Here is a 20260-nt window from a genome sequence, read left to right as displayed (position 1 = left end):
TGCGGAACGGGGCCCGTCGGGCGACGTACGCTCGCGCTGCCTCCCGATGGCCGACGACAGGAAGCGGTACGGCACATGGCGAACGAGCTGCGGCAACCCACTCCCGAGAGCCGGCCGTTGCTCGAGCGCCGCAAGGAGCTGCGGGCTCTCGACTCGGCGTTGGCGGGCCTGCGGGACACCGTCGACGGTGTGCCGCAGGCACCGCGCGGTGGGCTTCTCGCCTTCACCGGTCCGGCCGGGATGGGCAAGACCTCCCTGCTGAACGAGGCCCGCGCCCGTGCCCGGGAGCAGGGGTTCACCGTGCTGTCGGGCCGGGGCGGCGAGAAGGAACAGGAGCCGGCGTTCCGTCTGGTGCGCCAGGTCGTCCAGCCCGCGCTGGCGTCGATGGACGAGGACGGGCTCCGCGCCTTCCTGAGCGGCTGGTACGACATCGTCGCCGCCGCCCTCGGGCTGGTCGCCACGCCGAGCGGCCATGTCCCGGACCCGACCGGGGTCCGGGACGGTCTCGACTGGGTGATGACGCGTCTCGCGGTGACGCGGACGCCCGTGGTGCTGCTCCTGGACGACCTGCACTGGGCCGACGTCGAGTCACTGACCTGGCTGGCCTCGTTCGCGCCGCGGGCCGTGGATCTGTCGCTGCTGATCGTCGTGGCCTTCCGGCCGGACGAACTACCCCTGGAGGCAGCGGCGTTCGGATCACCCTCCGCCGATCTGGGGAACCGTCCGTTCGCACTGGCGCCGCTCAGCTCCACGGCCGTGGCCCGGATCGTCCGGGACGAGGTCGGCGAAGGAGCCGAGGACGCGTTCTGCGAGGAATGCTGGGAGATCACCGGCGGGAGCCCGTTCGAGGCCGTGGAGCTCGCCATCCGGCTCGGCGAGCGCAAGCTGCGGGGCACCAGCGAGGACCTGCCCGCGATGCGCGACCTGGCTGCCGCCGTGAAGGGGCCCGGGCTGCTCGAGCGGCTCCAGCAACTGGGCACCACCACCGTCCGTTTCGCCTACGCCGCAGCCGTCCTCGGGCAGGCCGTCCGGCCGGAACTGGCCGCCCGCATCGCGGCGATCGGCGGCACCGCGGCGGCAGAGGCCACGGAGAAACTGCGCACCGCCCGCGTCCTGGCCGACGGTGAGGCGGCCGGCGAGACGCTGGAGTTCCTTCACCCGCTGATCGCCACCACGATCTACCGTTCCATCGGGCCGAGCCTGCGGGAGGGCCTGCACAACTCGGCAGCCGAAGCCGTCCGGGCGGCCGGTCTCGGTTGCGCCGCCGCGGCCCGGCACCTGCTGGAAGTCCCCTGCGAAGGCAACGCCGAGGCCGTGGCCTGTCTGCGGGAGGCCGCCCGTGAGGCGCTGCACTCCGGTGCCCCGGAGGCGGCCCGACGGCTGCTGAACCGGGCTCTGCAGGAACCACCGCTGCCGGAGGAACGCGCCGTGCTGCTGCACGAACTGGCCTGCGCGACCTTCCTCATCGAGCCGACGGCGACCGTGACGCATCTGCGGGAGGCGCTCGCGGAACCGGGCATCGACCCCGAGCTTCGGGCCTCGATGGTGTACCGGCTGACCCAGGCGCTGGCCCACACCGACCGGATGGCGGAGGCCGCGACAGTGGCCGCGGACGAGGCGCGTCGGGCCGCCGCCCATCCCCGCATCCGTCTGCGGATGCGGGCCGACCACTTCGTGTGGAGCGCGTTCCGCACCGACGAGATCGACTCGCCGGGCCGTTCGCGCAGGCTGGCCCGGCTCGCCGACCGGCTGACCGGGCGCGGTCCGGAGGAGCGCTACATCCTCGGGTCGCGCGCCTGGGACGCGATGATGTGCGGCGAGCCACGGCAGAAGGTCCTCGCCTACGCCGAGAAGGCCCTGCGCGGCGGACTGAGCTGGACCCATGAGAACCGCGGGTTCGAGGTACCCGTCTCGGTCGCGCTGGTGTTCATGTACTGCGACCAGCCGCGACGGGCCGAGGAACTGTTCGCCAGGGGCATGGCCGAGTGCGAGTCGAAGGGCTGGCGCGGCTCCCACCTGGCCCTCGGCCAGACGCTCTCCGGGTACATCCGCTACCGTCGCGGCTGCCTGGCCGAGGCCGAGAACCTGGTGCGGGAGGGCCTGAGCATCGCCGACCGGGTGGAAGGCGCGGTGCCCGCCCAGTGGTTCGCCATCGGCATCCTGATCCAGACCCTGCTGGCCAGGGGCCGCGTCGTCGCGGCACGGCGGCTGGCCGACAGATACCACTACGGCGACGTCATCCCGAACGCCGTCATCTACCCCGACCCGCGCACGGTCTACGCCGAACTGCTCCTGGCGGAGGGGCGTGCCGAGGAGGCCGCGGACCTCCTGACCGATGTCGGGGAGTGGCTGGAGGGGCGGGAATGGCGCAACCCCGCGTGGTGCCCTTGGCAGCTGGGACTGGCCTCGGCCCTGTCGCGCACCGCTCCCGACCGGGCGGTGCGGCACGCCCAGGACGCGGTGAAGCGGGCCCGGGACTTCGGCGCGGCCTCCGCGATCGGCCAGGCTCTGCACGCGCAGGCGGAGGTGACGGGCGGTGAGGCGGGGCTCGACCTGCACGCGCAGGCCGTCGATCAGCTGCAGCAGTCGCCCGCCGCGTACGAACTGGCCCGTGCCCTGGTCGGCCACGGCGCCGCACTGGCCCGCGACGGCCGACTGCACCAGGCCGCCGACCGCCTGTACCAGGGTCTGGAAGGCGCCGTGCACTGCGGCGCGGAGGGCCTGGCCACCCGGGCCAGAAGGGAACTGTCCGCCGCCGGGCTGCGGCCGCTGCCGCTGCGCTACGCCCAGACCGACACGCTCACGGCACAGGAGCGCAAGGCCGCCGAGATGACGGTGGACGGCCACAGCGCGGCGGTCGTGGCCGAGGAACTGCGCCTCACCGAGAAGGGTGTGCGCCAGCTGCTCTCGTCCGTCTACCGCAAGATCGGCACGGACGCGGCGGGGCTGGTCACGGCACTGGAGACGTTCCCGCGACCGTGACCCGGACGGCCCTCCGCACCCCGGGCCGCCGGACGACTCCCGGCGCGACGTCGGTTCGTACCGCAGACCGAGGCCGCGGTGAAGGCCGCCGTGGCAGGTGGGGACGCCCGGGTGTCCTTCGTCGAAACGACCGGCTGGCTGGGGCCGGGCGACCTGACGGGCTCGGTGCACCCCGACGACCGGGGACACCGGGTCATGGCCGACCGGCTGACGCCGGTCATCGCGGCGCGGATCGGTTCGTAGCGGGGTTTCGAGGCGGCCGGGGCGGGCCTCACATCGGGCCGGGGCCCGCTCCTCCGCCCTTGAGGCGTTCCAGGTCGGAAGGGCGGACCTGGATGACGACCAGGGCGATCAGTGCGGCCACGGCGGTGAAGATCGCGGCCATGATGAAGGCGGCCGAGACACCGGCGGTGAGGATCTCGTCGGACCAGGGTTTGGGCAGCTGCCCGGTGCGTTCGAAGCGGATGCGTTCGGCCGGGGTGGCCTGCCCGAGGAAGTCCGGGACCTGCTTCTCCGCCTCGTTGGTGCTGGCCGTGCCGTACATCGTGACCAGGATCGACAGGCCGAGGGAGCCGCCCACCTGCTGGGTGGCGTTGAGGAGCCCGGAGGCCGCCCCGGTCTCGGGGGTGGGGACGTTGGACAGCGCCATGAGGGTCAGCGACACGAACTCCATGCCCATGCCCAGACTGAAGACGAGCATCGGACCGAGGACGCTGCCCGCGTAGGTGGAGTGAACATCGGTCAGGGTGAGCCAACCCAGGCCTGCCGCCGCCAGGATCGCGCCCACCACCATGAACGGCTTGGGCCCGTAGACGGGCAGGAAGCGCGAGGCCAGTCCGGCTCCGACGGCGATGACCGCGCTGACCGGCAGGAAGGCCAGTCCGGCCGAGAGCGGGCTGAACCCGAGCACGTTCTGCACGAAGAGCGTGAGGAAGAAGAACATGCCGAAGATGGCCGCGGCCAGGCACAGCATGATGCCGTACGTGCCGGCACGGTTGCGGTCGGCGAACATGTGCAGCGGCGTGATGGGCTGTCTCGAACGCCGCTCGATCATGATGAAGGCCGCGAGCACCACGACCGCCCCGGCGAACGAGGCGAGCGTCAGGGCGTCGCGCCAGCCGTCCTGCGCGGCTCTGATGAAGCCGTAGACGAGCAGCACCATGCCCGCGGTGGACGTGAGTGCGCCGGCGATGTCGAAGCGCCCGGGATGCCGCTCGGACTCCCTGATGTAACGCGGTGTGGCGAGCACGATGAGCAGGCCGATGGGCACGTTGACGAACAGCACCCACCGCCAGTTCAGCCACTCCACCAGCATGCCTCCGGCGAGCAGGCCGATCGCACCGCCGCCCGCCGAGACCGCGGCGAACACCCCGAAGGCGCGGTTGCGTTCCGGGCCCTCGCGGAAGGTGGTGCTGATCAGGGCGAGGGAGGTCGGGGAGGCGATGGCGCCGCCGACGCCCTGGAGAGCGCGGGCACCGAGGAGTTGGCCTGCGTTCTGGGCGAATCCGCCGAGCAGGGAGGCGAGCACGAAGAGCAGTACGCCGAAGACGAAGACGCGCCGCCGGCCGAGGATGTCCCCGGCACGGCCGCCGAGCAGCAGCAGACCGCCGAAGGTGAGGGTGTAGGCGTTGACCACCCAGGACAGGCTCGTGGTGGAGAACTCCAGCGAACTCTGGATGTGCGGCAGCGCGATGTTCACGATGGTGATGTCGAGGACCACCATCAACTGGCACGAGGCGATGACGAGCAGGGCCATCGCGTTTCCGCCACCACCGGATTCCCCGGTGGTGGCCGCCTGTGGTGAAGCCGGCTGCGGGCTGCTGCCTGCGGTATCCACCGTTCGACGGTACGCCCCGCCCCCACACCCCACCACTCGATCACCGAACGGTCCCGGGCGGCGGCTCGCGCGGGACCGTTCGGGGCCGAAACGGCCCGAACTGAAATGTCGGCGGGGTGCGGCGATAATCCGATCAAGGCGGCCCGCTGGGCCGCGTACGGCGGAGAGGAGCGACCGTGATCCGCGTTCTTCTCGTCGAGCGGACTCGTCTCCTGCGGGGAGCGTTCGCCGCTCTGCTGTCGCGGGAGGACGACATCGAGGTCGTCGCCGAGGCCGAGGGCAACGGCGACGTGCTGGCGCGTGCCCTGGTGTGCCGGCCGGACGTGGCGGTGATCGGCGTGGACTCCAGGGAGGGTGAGGAGGTCGCCGTCCGCGGCGAGCTGCGGACCCGGCTGCCGGAGTGCCGGATGCTGCTGATGATGGCCTCGACGACCCCTGAGCGGCTGCGCCGCATGCTCGACCTGCGCGCGGCCGGCGTCATCAGCACCAACGCCCCGCCGGACCGGCTGGTCCACGGTGTCCGCAAACTGGTGCGGGGGCAGCGGTTCGTCGACCCGGAGTTCGCGCTGGCCGCGCTGGACGCAGGAGCCAACCCGCTGACCCCGCGCGAGGTGGAGGTGCTGCGGCTGACCGCCGGCGGGACGCCCACTCAGGAGATCGCCGAGCGGCTGTTCCTGTCCGCGGCGACGGTCCGCAACCATCTGTCGGCGATCACGCGGAAGACCGGCGGACGCAATCGGATCGACGCCATCCGGATCGCCACGGAGTCGGGCTGGGTCTGAGCCTCACTCCCCCGGCCAGCCCCCGCCCAGGTCCGCCCGTGACGGAGAAGGAGACGGGGAAAAGGCCCCTGACACGGAAACGGCCGGGCAGGTCATCGAGGTGTACCTGCCCGGCCCCCGTGGGCCCTCGCGCCCTTTCCCGGGTCTGATACGAGCATGGCAGCACGGGAGCGCCGCCGACCAGTACCGTTTGTCACGTGTGCGGTGTGAAGGCGTCACCCGGCACCCGTGAGGAACGCCTACGGGAAAGGCATTCGGCCCGGTCCCCGCATGTCAGCGGGGACCGCGGATGAGGCCCGTCAGATAGCGCCACAGCGAGGAGCGCTGCCGGGCGGAGGGGTCGGGCAGGACCTCTTCGGCCACCCCGGGAGCGGGGTCGTCCGTCCACGGCCGCGGGGGCGGCGCGGAGGCGAGTTCGTAGCGCACGGGCAGGGAGCGCAGGCCGCGCATGAACGGTGAGGAGCGCCAGGGCAGTTGGTCGGCCGGCAGGGCGAGGTCGAGGTGGTCGAACCGCTCGAAGAGGCGTCCCACTCCGGCCGCCGCGACCGTCGAGGCGAGCTCCCGGGCCGGGCACTGGCGCGGTCCCGCTCCCCAGGAGAGGTGGGCACGGGTGCTGATGGTGGTGCCCGAGGCGACGTGGCCGGCGAAGAGCGGGTCGGCGTGGGCGGCGCCCGGGGAGACCCACACCGGGTCCCCGGCCCGGATGGTGTAGTTGCCGAGGGGGGTGTCCCGGGCCGCGAAGCGCGGGACGAAGTTGACCAGCGGCGGCTTGCGCATGACCACCCTGTTCATGCTCTCCCTGACCATCCCGGCGGACAGGCTGGCGCGCACGCTGCCTTCGCCCGAGATGACCTCCACGACGGTGTTGGAGATGAGGATGCCGACGTGGTCGGACGTCATGCCGAGCAGCATGAACAGCTCGCGGGCGAGTTGGTCCAGCGAGAGGTCCGGGTGGGCGGCCAGCAGGTACGAGGGGAAGTCGTCGCCCGGCTTCTCCAGCTTGAGCGCGGCCAGTTCGGCGAGGGTCGCCAGCAGGCGCTCCAGCGCGGCCTCGGCGTCCGGGCCGGCGTCGAGCACACGCCACATGTCCATCAGCGCGTCGTCGCCCTGCGAGCCGGGGAAGCCCAGCAGATGGCTGGCCACCATCAGCGGCAGCGGCCGGGAGAACTGCGCGGACAGATCCGCGACCCCGGTCCTGCCGCCCTGCCCGACGAGGGTGATCAGTTCGTCGGCGTAGGCCGTGACGGCGGACTTCAGGCGCTTGGCCTGGGGGTGGCGGGGGTCTTGGAAGGGTTTGAGGGCGACGTCCCAGGCGGTGCGCAGCGGCCGGTAGCCGGGGCCGCCCTGGATCAGGATGTGGTTGACCTCCAGGGAGGGTCCGAGCGGCCAGTCGGCGGGGACCCTGCCCTCGGTGCGGGCACGCCAGTTCTCCAGGCCCTTGGGCCAGCCGTCGTCGTCCTGGAGCACCTGGAGCGACTCGCGGTAGCCGAGGACCAGCCAGGCCGGCACCCCCAGCAGGTCGACCGGCGCGACGGGTCCGTGCTGCTGCCGGAGCCGCTCGTAGACGAGCGCGGGACGCGTCTCGTAGTCCCTGGTCAGCAGCGGTTCGGGCCGGAGGTCCTCCAGACTCGTGCCGTCCAGGTCCACGGATCCGCCGCCACCCCGCTGGGATTCCATCCTCTTGCCACCCTCCGACACGCCCTGCACCGGCACACCATCAGCCGGTAGCCGAAACGGTGGGGACCCTACCCCAGCGTGAACTCGCCGGTAACGACGGGGGTGGTGGCGGGGGCGGCCGGGCGCCGGTCAGGCGGCGGTGTAACCGAGTTGACGGCGCATATAGGGGGTCAGAAGGCTCTTCGCCTTGGCCAGGGTGGTGGTGCGGCTGCCGAGCACGGCGGACTCGCCACCGGGCACGGGCAGGACGGTCAGTCCGTCGGCGGGTCCGAAGGGCACGATGAGCGGAGTGCGCCGGGTCGGGCGGTAGAGGCGTGGTTCCCTGCGGTGCTTGCCCGAACCGAGCAGATGGGCACGGATGTTGTGGGCGGCCGTGTCGGCCTGGGCGAGAGCGGCCGGGGTGACCTTGAGTTCGCTGACGTCGTTCACGTCCCCTACGGCGAACACGTCCGTTCGGCCTGCCACCCGCAGCGTCCGGTCGACCTTCACGCGGCCGGCTCCGTTGAGCCAGTCGCCGTGTCCGGCCAGGCGCAGCCAGAGGGTGTTCGGGGTGGTGCCCGTGGCCCAGAAGGACAGGTCGGCCTCGACGATCGTGCCGCGGGCGTCGCGGTAGGTGCCGAATTCGGTGCCGGGCGACATGAAGGAGTCGAGGCGCACCTCGACGTCGTGGGACTCCAGCCAGGCCAGCGCCTTGCGTCCCGGGCGGGCCAGGCCCGCGGAGTCGAGCAGCGCGGACCCGGAGTGGGCGAGGGTGACCCGGGCGTCGGGGCGGGCGAGGCGGATCTCGGCGCTGAGTTCGACTCCGCCGGGACCGCCGCCGACAACCAGGACGTGCTCGGCCGTGGCGATGGTGCGCTGGTGCTCGGCGAACGTCTTGGCCGCTTCCTCGGTGGTGGTGCCGGTGAAGCGGGCGGGCTCGGGGTAGTCGGCCCCGGTGGCGATCACGACCACGTCGTACGGCAGGCGTTCACCGGTGGCGAGGACGACCTGCCGCTCCGCGGTGTCGATGCGGACCGCCTTGCCGGTGACCACCCGGCCGTGGCGCAGCAGCCGGTCGTAGGGGATGAAGGGCGTGTGGGTCCACTCGGGGCGCACCCCGGCGCGCAGGGAGGCGACGCGGTGGAAGAAGACCTCCTTGCGGTCGACCAGCGTGACCCGGGCCGTTCCGTCGAGCCGCCTGGCCAGCCGGACACCGGCGTAGCCACCGCCGATCACCACTACGTCGCCGTCGTACACACCGAGTCTCCTGTACCTGGTGGGGGGAGCGAGGGCCGCCGGACGGCCCCGCTCGGTCGGCCCCCGGCGGCCACTCGACTGACGCGACAGTAGCGCTTGAAAGTTAAAGGGATCCCGAGGTTCCGTGCATGTTCCGTGAAGGGATTCCGTGCGGGGACCAGCGCCTGGCCGCCCGTCACTTCCCCCAGATCTTCCGGTAGGCCTCCCGGTAACCCGAGGGATCCCAGGCGGTGGCGCCTTGGCTGTTGCGGGCGGTGGCGATGTGCACGGGAGCCACGTACCCGCTGTCGGGACGGCCCGAGAAAGCGCGGTTGAACTCGTCGACGATCTGCCAGCCCTGGAGGGACAGCGGCTCGGGCACGGTCGCGGCCTGGTACTGCCTGCTGTTGACGCGCTGGAAGGCCGACGGATCGCCGTCGCCGGCCCCGATGTTGAACGGCGGTCCGGAGCCCTTCTCGCCGGCGGCGCGGAAGGCGGGGGCGGCATCGGCGAAGTACAGGTCGTTGATGGCCACGGAGTGCGTCCAGCGGTCCTGGAAGCGGGAGAGCAGGGAGGAGATCTCCCGCGGGGTACGGCTGCTCGCGTCGGGGATCGGGATGTTCTCCACCGAGAGCAGCCGGACCCCCCGGCAGGCGGCCAGTTCCTTGCGGATGAGGTCGGACTTGTTCCGCGCGAAGGGGATCGAGGCATCGGTGATGAGCACGACGCCGGCACGGCCGTCGGAGTCCGAGATGATCCACTGTGCGCTGATGCGGGCCACGTCCCGGACGCGGGTGGTGACGTTGGTGAAGAGGTCGGGCCGGCGGCTGGGACCGGGGTCGGGGACCGCGTGCCAGCCGATGAGCGGGATGCCCTGTGCGGCGGCCCGGGCGGTCTGCTGGGCCGTCGAGTCGGGGTCGAACCCGCCGATGACGATGCCCGAGGGTCGCAGGGAGACGGCTTCGCTCATGGCCGCCTGGATGCCGGCCGGGGTGCCGCCGCCGTCGATCACCCGGACGTCCCACCCGATGGCTCGGGCTGCGTCCCGTACTCCGTTCGCCGCGCCCGCGACACCGGGGTTCGTCATGGTCTGGGCGACGTAGACGAGGTTCTTGCCGGGCACCGCGGTCGGGCCGCCGGTGGGCCCTCCCCAGGGGATGTCGTTCCGCTCCGCCCGGATGACGGCTTCGCGGGCCCGGGCGTGGACGGCGGGGCAGCCGCTCGGGCCCGTGGTGGTCTCGTCCGCGTCGTCGGAGGAGCCGCGTTCGCAGCCGGTGAGGACGGCGACGGTGGCCAGCAGGGCGCACGAGGCGAGCCGCGCGGTGCGCACGGCGGGGGTGGCCTTGCGGGTGTGGTGCACGGGAGCTCCAGTGAGGGATCGACGCGGCGGGACCTGCCGTGGGGGTCAGGGCGGGTCGGTGCCGCCCTGGCGTGCGGGAGAGGACGGGGGCGACGCGGCGGGTGTGTCGCGCGCGGCGCCCCCGCTCAGCCGGCGGCGGGCGGCGTAACCGGCCAGTCCCACGGCGATGAGCAGGGTCCCGCCGTTGAACAGCGGGACCGTCCAGAACTCCGCGCCCAACTGGGCGATGCCGGTGAGGCCGACGGCCAGGACGGCGACGGCGACGACGGTGCCGAGGGCGTTGGGCCGCCCGGGTTTGATCGCCGTGGAGCCGAGGAGGGCGCCCACGAAGGCGGGCAGCAAGTAGTCGAGGCCGACGCTCGGGTTGCCGATCTGCTGCTGGGCGGCGAGCAGCACACCGGCGAAGCCGACGATCAGGCCCGAGGCTGCGAACGCGTAGACGGTGTACCGGCGGGTCGGGATGCCCACGAGGTCGGCGGCCCGCGGGTTCGACCCGACGACGTAGAGGTACCGGCCGAGCGGCAGCCGTTCCAGGACCAGCCAGAGGACGGCCGCGAGGGCGAGCACGTAGAAGGCGGGGACCGGGAGGCCGAGGAAGGAGGAGTCGTAGAGGTCGGTGAACGCGGGTGGCAGACCTTGCGGGCCGGGGACGATCCGGCCGCCGTCGGTGATCCAGCCGGTCACGGCGTACATCATGCTGCCGGTACCGAGGGTGGCGATGAAGGAGTCGATCCGGCCGAACTCGACGACGACGCCGTTGAGGACTCCCACGACCAGCCCACCGGCGAGCACGGTGAGGCAGGCGAGCGGCCAGGGCCAGGCCTCGTTGACGACGAGTTGCAGCACCATCACATGGGCCAGGCCGAGGCCGTAGCCGATGGAGAGGTCGAACGCGCCGGTGACGACGGGCACCGTCGCGGCGAGTGCCAGCACCGCCGGGATCGACTGGTTGGAGAGGATCGAGTCGAGGGTGTCGAGCGTGGGAAAGGTGTCCGGCAGGGCGAGGGAGAAGGCCAGGTAGAGCAGTGCGGTGAGGGCGAGCAGGCCGTAGGCGCCGATGTGGTGGCCGCCGGGCCGGCGCCGCGGCCGGGACGGGGGTGTCACGGGTACCCGGCCGGGGACGGGGGCAGGGCCGAGGCCGCCCGGGTCAGTCCGGCGACGGTGAGGGCGGGGCCGCTCAACTCGGCCGTCACGGTTCCGCGCACGAAGACGAGCGTGCGCCGGCACACGCTCGCCACCTCCTCGAAGTCGGTGGACAGCAGCAGCACCGCGAGGCCCGCGTCCAGCGCCTCGTAGAGCAGGCGGTGGATCGCGGCCTTCGCGCCGACGTCGACGCTCGCGGTCGGCTCCTCCAGGATCAGCAGCCGCAGGTCCGTCCGCAGCCAGCGGCCGAGCACCACCTTCTGCTGGTTGCCGCCGGACAGGGTGGCGATGGGCGTCTCGGTGTCGCGGGGGCGCACCGAGAAGCGGTCGAGCAGGGCGGCGGCCCGGGCGCGTTCGCCGCGGGGCCCGATCCAGCGGGGCGCGGATCCGCCTCCCGCGCGCGGGTTGGCCAGGAGGTTCTCCCGTACGGTCAGCTCGGCGAGGCAGCCCTCACGCAGCCGGTCACCCGGCACCAGACCGACTCCGCGGCCGACGGCCTCCGCGACGGTGCGGGGCCGGTACGGCCGCCCGTGCAGCACGGCCCGTCCCTCGAGGAGGGGGCGGGCTCCGGCGAGGGCGCGGCCGAGGTCCATGTGTCCGGCGTCGGACAGGCCGACCAGCCCGAGGACCTCCCCGGCGACGAGTTCGAGGCTCACGGGCCCGGCCCTGGTGGTGCGCACGCCGTCGAGGGTCAGGACGGGGGCAGCGCGGTCCGCCGTCGAAGGGGGCCGGTGGGCGGCCGGTTCGCACGTCTCGCCGACGATGTCGCGGACCAGTCGCTCGGGGCTGTGACCGGCGAGCCGGCCGTGGCTGACGAGCCGGCCGTCGCGCAGGACGGCGAAGGCGTCGGCGACGCGGTAGACCTCGTCGAGGCGGTGACTGACGTAGAGGATCGCGTGTCCGCCGTCGCGCAGGTCGTGCAGGACGCGGAAGAGCCGGGCGCAGTCCGCGGCGGGCAGGCGGGCGGTCGGCTCGTCGAGGACGATGAGCCGTGCGCGTGCCGCCAGGGCCCGGGCGATCGCCACCAGGGAGTGGTCGGCGGGTGAGAGGTCGGAGACCGGCGTGTCGGGGTCGAGCTGCGCGGCGACGACACGCAGGGCCGCTGCGCAGCGCGCGCGGGTGCGCCGCCAGGAGATCAGCCCCGACCTGCGACCGTACCCGGTGGTCAGGGCGATGTTCTCCGCGACCGTCATCCACTCCACGAGACCGAGGTCCTGGTGGATGAACGACATGGCCCGGGTGGCGGCGGGGCTGCCCAGGGGCTCCCCGGCGACGGTGACCTGCCCCGCTTCGGCGTGGTGGACTCCGGCGAGGATCTTGATGAGTGTGGACTTCCCGGCCCCGTTGGGCCCGAGGAGGGCCAGGACGCTGCCGGGGTGGACGTCGAGGTCGGCTCCGGCCAGCGCGACGGTACCGCCGAACCGTTTACTCAGTCCGCGGATCCGGACCAGGGGTTCCGGCCCGAAGGGTGAAGCCGTCTCCGGGGGCGTGTCGGGAGCGTCGCGCACGCGATCAAATTACAGCATTTCCGGCATTTCTCGGCCTGTGGCGGCACCAGCCTGTTGCGGCACCGGCCTCCTGCGGCACCGCCGGGGAAGGGCCTTCCCGGCCACCGGGCCGGGACTCGCCTCACGCCGCGTCGAGCCCGCACTCGGCCCAGATCACCTTGCCCTCGGGCAGGTAGCGGGTGCCCCAGCTCTGCGACAGCTGGGCGACCAGGAACAGACCGCGCCCGCCCTCGTCCGTGCTGGCCGCACGGCGCAGGTGCGGTGCGGTGTTGCTGGCGTCGGAGACCTCGCAGATCAGGGTCCGGCCGTAGAGGAGCCGCACGCGGATGGGCTCGGCGCCGTGCCGGACCGCGTTGGTGATCAACTCGCTGAGGATCAGCTCCGCCGCGAACGCGGTCTCGTCGAGCCCCCAGCCGGACAGCCACCGCACGGCGGACGCCCGGACCTCGCCGACCAGGGCGGGGTCGGCGGACAGCTCCCAGGTGGCGATGCGGCCGGGGTCCACGGCGTGGACGCGGGCGACGAGCAGGGCGATGTCGTCGTGCGGATGCGCGGGCGCCACGGTGTCCAGGACGGCCCGGCAGGTCTCCTCCGGGGCGCGCTCGGGATGGGCCAGGGCCGCGCGCAGCTGCTCCAGGACCGCGTCGACGTCACGGTGCCGGTCCTCGATGAGCCCGTCGGTGTACAGCACGAGCTGGCTGCCCTCGGGAAGGTCGACCTCGACTGCGTCGAAGGGCAGGCCCCCGAGCCCGAGCGGCGGCCCGGCCGGCAGGTCGGGATAGGTGACGGTGCCGTCGGGGTGGACGAGAGCGGGCGGCGGATGACCGGCGCGGGCCATCAGGCACCGCTGCTCCGCCGGGTCGTAGACGGCGTAGAGGCAGGTCGCACCGATGACGCCGGCGCCCTTGCCGTCGGGGTCCTCCCGGTCGAGGCGGCCCACGAGGTTGTCCAGGTGGGTGAGGACCTCGTCCGGCGGGAAGTCCAGCTCGGCGAAGCTGCGGGCCGCGGTGCGCAGCCGGCCCATGGTGGCCGCGGAGAGCATGCCGTGGCCGACGACGTCACCGACGAGGAGACCGACGCGCGCGCCGGACAGGGGGATGACGTCGTACCAGTCGCCGCCCACGTCCGACTCGGCGGGCAGGTAGCGGTGGGCGACCTCGACGGCGTCCTGGTCGGGCAGGCCGTGCGGGAGGAGCCGGCGCTGCAGGGCCAGGACCATCGTGCGTTCGTGGGTGTAGCGCCGGGCGTTGTCGATGGAAAGGGCCGCGCGGAAGGCGAGTTCCTGGGCCAGGGAGCGGTCGTCGTCGCCGAAGGTGCCGTCCGAGCGGTAGAAGGTGGCGACGCCCAGGACGACACCACGGGCGAGCAGGGGCACCGCGATGAGGGAGTGGACATGGGCCAGCAGACGGGCGGTCGGCTCGGGGTCCTGGGCGAGCCAGCCCGCGGCGGCCTTCAGGTCCGGTTCCAGCACGGCTTCGCGGCTGCCGAGGCAGCGCAGATGGGGCGTGGCGGGGCCGAAGTCGATGCGCTTGCCGGGCGGAGTGAAGGGCAGGTCCTCTCGGATGCCGTGGACCACCGTGCGACGCAGGTCGGCGAGCGGGTCGGCGGGCTCCTCGCCGCGCAGCACGGCGTCGGGCAGGTCGATGGTGACGAAGTCGGCCAGTCCGGGGACCGCGGTCTCCGCCAGTTCCTCGGCGGTGCGGCGCACGTCCAGGGTGGTACCGATGCGGGTGCTGGCCTCGGACAGCAGCTCCAGACGCCGACGGGCCGCGACGGCGTAGGCCCCGACCTGCGGCTCTCCGAGCATCACCAGCCCCCGGTCGGCACCGGCCTCCTCGGACCGCCCGCCCGCGGCGCGCCCGCCTCCACCGGCCGCCAGGGCTCCGCCGCGCTCGGGACCGCTCGGGACCTCGACGCCCGCGACGGCGGTACCGGGCTCGGTGAGGCCCTGCCCGTCTGCTGCGCCGGGTCCCGCCGCTGGGCCCTCTCCCCCGGTCGTCACGGCCGGGGCGGGGGCAGTCTCGAGGTGCCGGGACGGCAGGGTGAGCGCCGGGCGCGCGGCGGACAGCGGGACCGCGGCGGCGGTGAGGCCGGACAGGTCGTCCGTCTGGTGCGGTATGGCGAGCGGCTCCCCCGGGGGCAAGCCGGGCAGCACGGCCTCGATGGCGATGCCCCGCACACCGGAGCCGCTCGTCACCGGGCGGCTCACCAGCGTCACCCGCCGGCCGTCGGGCAGGGTCACCTCGATGGCGCCGCGCTGCGCGCCGGCGATCAGCTCGGCGGCCCGCTCCTGGAGGATCGCCTGGTCACGGGGATGGAATGCGTGCGCCAGGGCGTCCAACGCCACGCCCCGGCACCGACCGGCGTTCCCGGCCCCGGCGGCCAGGTACGTCCGCAGCAGGGCCCGTTCGCGCGCGGAGCTCTGCCCGAGGAGCCGCCGTTCGATGCCCTCGGCGGCCCGGCGGATGGCGACCCCCAGCGCGGGCCGGTCGAAGGTGCGTGGATATCCGAGGCACAGGACACCTTCGATGCGGCCGCTGAGCGGGTCCCTCACGGGCATCGCGACGCAGGCGTTCTGCTGGGAGCGCTCGGCGAAGTGCTCGGCACCGTGGACACGGATGAGCTGCCGCTCCGCCAGGGCGAGCCCGATGCCGTTGGTGCCCGCGACCTGCTCGGCGAACACGAACCCCGGGACGACCTGGAGGTCCGGGAGGCTCCGGGTCATCGCCGGGTCCCCGAAGCGGCGCAGCAGGACCGTCCCGTTGGCATCGGCGACCGAGATGTTGACCTGACTGCCGGCGAACGTGGCCTGCAGCCGGTCGAGCACCGGCACGGCGGCCCGGACGATACGTCCGTCCGGGTCGAAGTCCTCCCGGTAGGGCAGGCCGAAGGTGTCCGGTGACAACCCCAGGGACCGGCAGCGCTGCCACGAGTTCAGGATGGAGGTCCGCACGCCCGTCCCGACGGGCTCGCCCTGGAGGAAGAGCTCGCGCAGACTGGCGGGTCCCGTGCCATCCGTCGCACGCCCCGTCGGCCTGGGTTCCTCGCCGGACCGAACCACGCTTCGCCTCACCTTCGCCCGCGGAAATCCGCAGCTCGGGAAGAGAATCTGGCATTGATGAGGATACGGGCATTACGGTCGGGCGTCACGGCACGCCGGGGCATACGGGCCGGCGCCGGAGGGCCGGGCGGGACATGCGGGGCCGGCACCGGAGGGCCGGGCGGTGCGTCCAGGGTCCTCGGCCGAAGGCCGGGCGGGGCGCGGCCGCGCTCACCCCAGGAAACTCAGGCGCACCTTGCGTTCCGGGTTGTCCTTGTTGGTGTCCACCAGGCACACCGACTGCCAGGTGCCGAGCTCCAGCCGGCCGCCCAGCACGGGCAGGGTGGCGTGCGGCGGGACGATGGCGGGCAGCACGTGGTCGCGGCCGTGACCCGGGCTGCCGTGGCGGTGCTGCCAGCGGTCGTCAGCGGGCAGCAGGGTGTGCAGCGCGGCCAGAAGGTCGTCGTCGCTGCCCGCGCCGGTCTCCAGGACCGCGATGCCGGCCGTCGCGTGCGGAACGAAGACGTTGAGGAGGCCGTCACGGCCGGCGGCCGCCTCACGCAGGAAGGACTCGCAGTCGCCGGTGATGTCGAGGACCCGCTCCGCGGCACCGGTGCTGACGTTCAGGACTCGGGTGGTGAAGACATCTGACATGCCCCCATCCTGACGCACGCGCGGGGCCACCCCGCGCCGGACTCCGGGTCGGCGCGCCTCCTGCCGTCGTCCACGTGTCCAGCAGCGTGGCGTTCATGAAAGGCCACGCCACCACCCCGACGGGAAGATCCGCCGTGGGAAGATCCGCCGTGGGAAGATCCACGGCTCCGCAGCGGTTAGTAGAAATGTGAACAACACACGCGAGGTCGAAGTGGTCGTCACAGGCGCGGGTCAGGCAGGTCTGGCCGCCGCATATCACCTGCGGCGATCGGGTTTCGAGCCGGACCGCGACTTCGTCGTGCTGGACCACTCCCCCGGTCCGGGCGGCGCCTGGCAGTTCCGCTGGCCGTCGCTGACGTACGGCAAGGTGCACGGGATGCACGCGCTGCCGGGCATGGAACTCACGGACGCGGACCCGGGGCGGCCGTCCGCCGAGGTGATCGGCGAGTACTTCGACCGCTACGAGCGCACCTTCGACCTGCGGGTCAGGCGCCCGGTGGACGTGCGGTCCGTGCGGGAGGGGGCCGGCGGGCGCCTGCTCGTCCGGACCACGGACGGTGTGTGGTCGACACGGGCGCTGATCAACGCGACCGGCACCTGGGACCGGCCGTTCTGGCCGCGCTATCCGGGCCAGGAGACCTTCAGGGGGCGGCAGTTGCACACCGCGCAGTACCCGGGGCCCGAGGAGTTCGCCGGGCAGCGGGTCGTGGTGGTGGGCGGCGGCGCCTCGGGGACCCAGCATCTGCTGGAGATCGCTTCGTACGCGGCGGCCACGACCTGGGTGACGCGGCGCCCGCCCGTCTTCCGCGAGGGCCCCTTCGACGAGGAGGCGGGCCGCGCGGCGGTCGCGCTCGTCGAGGAACGGGTACGGCAGGGCCTGCCGCCCCGCAGCGTCGTCTCGGTCACCGGGCTGCCGCTCAACGACGCGATCCGGCAGGGCATCGAGGACGGGGTGCTCGATCGGCAGCCGATGTTCGACCGCGTCACGCCCACCGGGGTGGAGTGGGCCGACGGGCGTCACATCGACGCCGACGTCATCCTCTGGGCCACCGGCTTCCGCGCCGCCCTCGACCACCTCGCCCCGCTCCGGCTGCGCGCCCACGGCGGCGGCATCCGCATGGAAGGCACGCACGCGGCGGCCGACCCCCGCGTCCACCTCCTCGGCTACGGCCCTTCGGCCAGCACTATCGGAGCCAACCGGGCCGGACGCGCGGCCGTACGGGACATCAGGCGACTGCTGGAGCGGGAGCCGGCCGCGGCGTGACCCGGGCGCGGACACCGGGCGGTCACCCGGCGGCCGGCGCCCCGCTCTTCTTGCTGTGGGCGTTGAACTCGGCGACGTTGCGCTGGTGTTCCCGGTAGTCCGCCGTGAAGCGGGTGTCGCCCGGCCGGACCGTGACGAAGTACAGCCAGTCGCCCGCGGGCGGGTTGACGGCCGCGCGCATGGCCTCCTCGCCCGGGCTGTCGATCGGCGTGGGCGGCAGACCCATGCGCTGGTACGAGTTGTAGGGGCTGTCGATCCTGGTGTCGCTCTCCGTCGTGCGGAGCGTGGAGCGGTTGAGGGCGTAGTTGATGGTGGAGTCCATCTGCAGGGGCATGCCGCGTTCGAGGCGGTTGAAGATGACCCGGGCCACCTTGCCCATGTCGGCCCTGGTGGCCGCCTCCGCCTGGACGATGCTCGCGATGGTGACGGCCTGGTACACGTTCATGGCGTTGCGCTGCGCCCCGGCGGCGATGGGCGCGCCGTTGAACTTCTGGTTCGCGGTGTCGACCATCAGCGCCAGGAGCTTCTCCGGCGTGGCCTTCTCCTGGAGCGGATACGTGGCCGGGAAGAGGTAGCCCTCCGGATTCCCCTCGGCGTCGTTCGGCAGTTTCAGCGCTGCCTTGTCCAGGGACTTCTTGGTACTGCCGGCGGGCAGGGCGAGGGCCTTGTCGACGGCCGCGTAGACCTGGCTCGCGCGCCACCCCTCGGGAATGGCCAGGGTCGTGGGCCGGCTCTCTTCCTCGGTGCCCAGGGTCAGCAGCGGCACCGCCACGGCGGTACCGACCACGACGGCTCCGGTCGCGACGAGGACGATGCGGCCCCGGCGCGTCAGTCGAATCGCGCTCCGTGGCGGAGTGTTCTTCTGCATGCGGGCACGGTAACCCGCATATCGCCACAAACCCGGCATATTTTCATCTTGTCGGTTCCAGTTGGGCGTCCCGGCGTACCAGCGCCGCGTACCGGCCGCCCTCCTCCAGGAGCTCTTCGTGCGTGCCGCGTTCGACCGCGCGGCCCGAGTCGAGGACCACGATCTGGTCGGCCGCCCGCACGGTGGACAGCCGGTGGGCGATGGTCAGGGTGGTGCGGTTGGCCGACAGGGCGTCGATGGCTTCCTGGACGGCGGCCTCGGTCCGGGTGTCCAGCGCACTGGTGGCCTCGTCGAGGATGAGGACCGGCGGGTCGCGCAGGATGGTGCGGGCGATCGCCAGTCGCTGCTTCTCACCCCCGGAGAAGCGGTGCCCCCGCTCTCCGACGACGGTGTCGTAGCCGTCGGGCAGGGCCGCGATGTGGTCGTGGATCTGCGCCGCCTTCGCCGCCTGGTGGAGCTCCTCCTCGGTGGCGTCCGGCTTGGCGAAGCGCAGGTTGTCGGCGACCGAGGCATGGAAGAGGTAGGTCTCCTGCGAGACGACGCCGACCGCGCGCGCCAGGGTGTCGAAGTCCAGGTCGCGGACGTCGGTCCCGTCGAGGGTGACGCGGCCGCCGGTGACGTCGTAGAGCCGGGGCACCAGATAGCCGAGCGTGGACTTGCCGGCGCCGGTGGAGCCGACGAGGGCGAGGCTGCTGCCCGCCGGGACGGTGAGGTCGATGCCGTCGAGGACCGGGCCGTCCTTGCCGTCGTAGCCGAAGGAGACGTTCTCGAAGCGGACCTCGCCCTTGATGCCGTCGAGGCGGACCGGGTCGGGGCGTTCGGTGATGTCGATCGGCAGGTCGAGGTACTCGAAGATGCGCTGGAAGAGGGCGAGCGAGGTCTGGATCTGCACCCCCGTCGAGAGCAGGCTCACGGCCGGGCGGAACAGGCCCTGCTGGAGCGAGACGAAGGCGACGATCGTGCCGATGGAGACCGCGGGACCGCCCAGTTGGAGGGCCATGCCGGCGGTCCAGTAGATGACCGCGGGCAGGGCGGCCATGACGATGGTGATGACGGCCATGCGCCACCGCCCGGCCATGTTCGACCGGACCTCCAGGTCGACGAGCTCCTCGGACTCCTCGGCGAAGGACTTGGTCAGCGAGTCCGAGCGGCCCATCGTGCGGCCGAGCAGGATGCCGCTGACGGAGAGCGACTCGGTGACGGTGGCGGCCATGGCGGCCATCTGCTTCTGGCGCTGGGTGGTGATCTTGCGGCGTTCGTTGCCGACGCGGCGGCTGATCCACACGAACACCGGCAGCAACAGCAGCGAGACGACCGTCAGGCGCCAGTCGAGGGCGATCATCGCGACGATCGTGGCGACCACGCTGGTGACGTTGGAGACCAGCGAGGTCGCGGTGGAGGTGACGGTGGCCTGCATGCCGCCGATGTCGTTGGCGATGCGGGACTGCACCTCGCCCGTGCGGGTGCGCGTGAAGAAGGCGAGGGACATGCGCTGGAGCCGGCCGTAGACGGCGGTGCGCAGATCGTGCATGACGCGCTGGCCGACCGTCGTCGAGATCAGGGTCTGCAGGACCCCGAAGACGCTGGTGAGCACCGCGCTGAGGATCATGCCCAGGGCGAGCAGGCTCAGCAGCCCCGTGCGTCCTTCGGGGATCGCGACGTCGAGGATCTCCTTCAGCAGGAAGGGCGTGGCGACCGAGACCAGGGACGCGGCGCCGACCAGCAGGCCGACGATCGCGAGACGGCCCCGGTAGGGGCGGAAGAGGCCGAGGATGCGGCGGACCTGCCGGGGCTGCTCCTTCGAGTCGGCCGGCGGGGTCCAGGGGGCTTCACGGTCGGGATGCATGGGCTCCTACGAGGGATGCGGCGGATCGGATCACAGCTCATTGTTACCTATACTCACAATGAACGGCATCCTGATATTGTTCCC

General features: G+C 72.7%; 14 protein-coding genes. 4 read left to right on the top strand and 10 right to left on the bottom strand.

Annotated elements, in window-relative coordinates:
• The first annotated feature begins 75 nt into the window (after positions 1–75).
• Positions 76–2982, top strand: a complete 2907-nt coding sequence (locus tag ACIQU3_RS25600; RefSeq protein ID WP_403927912.1) for an ATP-binding protein — start codon at positions 76–78, stop codon at positions 2980–2982.
• 90 nt (positions 2983–3072) lie between these two features.
• Positions 3073–3225, top strand: a complete 153-nt coding sequence (locus tag ACIQU3_RS25595; RefSeq protein ID WP_403927909.1) for a hypothetical protein — start codon at positions 3073–3075, stop codon at positions 3223–3225.
• Positions 3226–3253: 28 nt separating this feature from the next.
• On the opposite strand, the gene ACIQU3_RS25590 is transcribed toward ACIQU3_RS25595, so the two are convergent.
• A complete protein-coding gene (locus ACIQU3_RS25590; protein ID WP_403738657.1) occupies positions 3254–4738 on the bottom strand; it encodes an MFS transporter in 1485 nt (494 codons plus the stop codon).
• Between the two features lie 257 nt (positions 4739–4995).
• Between ACIQU3_RS25590 and ACIQU3_RS25585 the strand changes: the two genes are divergently transcribed.
• Positions 4996–5601: a response regulator transcription factor gene (locus ACIQU3_RS25585; RefSeq protein WP_403738467.1), complete on the top strand. Its 606-nt coding sequence runs from the start codon at positions 4996–4998 to the stop codon at positions 5599–5601.
• Positions 5602–5874: 273 nt separating this feature from the next.
• Here the strand turns inward: ACIQU3_RS25585 and ACIQU3_RS25580 are convergent, their stop codons facing one another.
• From ACIQU3_RS25580 to ACIQU3_RS25550, 7 genes are all read right to left on the bottom strand, one after another.
• Entirely contained in the window at positions 5875–7278 is a 1404-nt protein-coding gene (locus tag ACIQU3_RS25580; RefSeq protein ID WP_403738463.1) for a cytochrome, read from the bottom strand.
• A 129-nt stretch (positions 7279–7407) separates the two neighbouring features.
• Positions 7408–8514, bottom strand: a complete 1107-nt coding sequence (locus ACIQU3_RS25575; protein WP_403927907.1) for an NAD(P)/FAD-dependent oxidoreductase — start codon at positions 8512–8514, stop codon at positions 7408–7410.
• Between the two features lie 175 nt (positions 8515–8689).
• Entirely contained in the window at positions 8690–9853 is a 1164-nt protein-coding gene (locus tag ACIQU3_RS25570) for a substrate-binding domain-containing protein (RefSeq protein WP_403927904.1), read from the bottom strand.
• Between the two features lie 45 nt (positions 9854–9898).
• A complete protein-coding gene (locus ACIQU3_RS25565; protein WP_403927901.1) occupies positions 9899–10957 on the bottom strand; it encodes an ABC transporter permease in 1059 nt (352 codons plus the stop codon).
• A complete protein-coding gene (locus ACIQU3_RS25560) occupies positions 10954–12504 on the bottom strand; it encodes a sugar ABC transporter ATP-binding protein (protein ID WP_403927899.1) in 1551 nt (516 codons plus the stop codon). The genes ACIQU3_RS25565 and ACIQU3_RS25560 overlap by 4 nt, the downstream gene beginning before the upstream one ends.
• A 121-nt stretch (positions 12505–12625) precedes the next feature.
• Positions 12626–15565: a SpoIIE family protein phosphatase gene (locus tag ACIQU3_RS25555; RefSeq protein WP_403927896.1), complete on the bottom strand. Its 2940-nt coding sequence runs from the start codon at positions 15563–15565 to the stop codon at positions 12626–12628.
• A 210-nt stretch (positions 15566–15775) separates the two neighbouring features.
• Positions 15776–16198 (bottom strand): YjbQ family protein, encoded by a 423-nt coding sequence (locus ACIQU3_RS25550; protein ID WP_361113931.1) that lies wholly within the window; start codon positions 16196–16198, stop codon positions 15776–15778.
• A 187-nt stretch (positions 16199–16385) separates the two neighbouring features.
• Here ACIQU3_RS25550 and ACIQU3_RS25545 point away from each other — a divergent pair, with 187 nt between their 5' ends.
• Entirely contained in the window at positions 16386–17462 is a 1077-nt protein-coding gene (locus ACIQU3_RS25545) for an NAD(P)-binding domain-containing protein (RefSeq protein WP_403927894.1), read from the top strand.
• Between the two features lie 22 nt (positions 17463–17484).
• On the opposite strand, the gene mltG is transcribed toward ACIQU3_RS25545, so the two are convergent.
• Both mltG and ACIQU3_RS25535 read right to left on the bottom strand, forming a co-directional pair.
• Positions 17485–18330, bottom strand: coding sequence for an endolytic transglycosylase MltG (gene mltG, locus ACIQU3_RS25540; RefSeq protein WP_403738433.1), 846 nt, complete (start codon positions 18328–18330; stop codon positions 17485–17487).
• A 43-nt stretch (positions 18331–18373) separates the two neighbouring features.
• Positions 18374–20176 (bottom strand): ABC transporter ATP-binding protein, encoded by a 1803-nt coding sequence (locus tag ACIQU3_RS25535; RefSeq protein WP_403738430.1) that lies wholly within the window; start codon positions 20174–20176, stop codon positions 18374–18376.
• Between the last annotated feature and the right edge of the window lie 84 nt (positions 20177–20260).

Source organism: Streptomyces sp. NPDC101110, assembly GCF_044759525.1.
Lineage (GTDB): Bacteria > Actinomycetota > Actinomycetes > Streptomycetales > Streptomycetaceae > Streptomyces.
Note: the sequence above shows the minus strand (reverse complement) of the source record. Positions and strands in the feature narration are given on the sequence as shown.

Coding starts and splice junctions, on each gene's coding strand:
- ACIQU3_RS25535 (WP_403738430.1), bottom strand. CDS start 20,176: ATGCATCCCGACCGTGAAGCCCCCTGGACCCCGCCGGCCGACTCGAAG.
- mltG (WP_403738433.1), bottom strand. CDS start 18,330: ATGCAGAAGAACACTCCGCCACGGAGCGCGATTCGACTGACGCGCCGG.
- ACIQU3_RS25580 (WP_403738463.1), bottom strand. CDS start 7,278: ATGGAATCCCAGCGGGGTGGCGGCGGATCCGTGGACCTGGACGGCACG.
- ACIQU3_RS25590 (WP_403738657.1), bottom strand. CDS start 4,738: ATGGCCCTGCTCGTCATCGCCTCGTGCCAGTTGATGGTGGTCCTCGAC.
- ACIQU3_RS25550 (WP_361113931.1), bottom strand. CDS start 16,198: ATGTCAGATGTCTTCACCACCCGAGTCCTGAACGTCAGCACCGGTGCC.
- ACIQU3_RS25600 (WP_403927912.1), top strand. CDS start 76: ATGGCGAACGAGCTGCGGCAACCCACTCCCGAGAGCCGGCCGTTGCTC.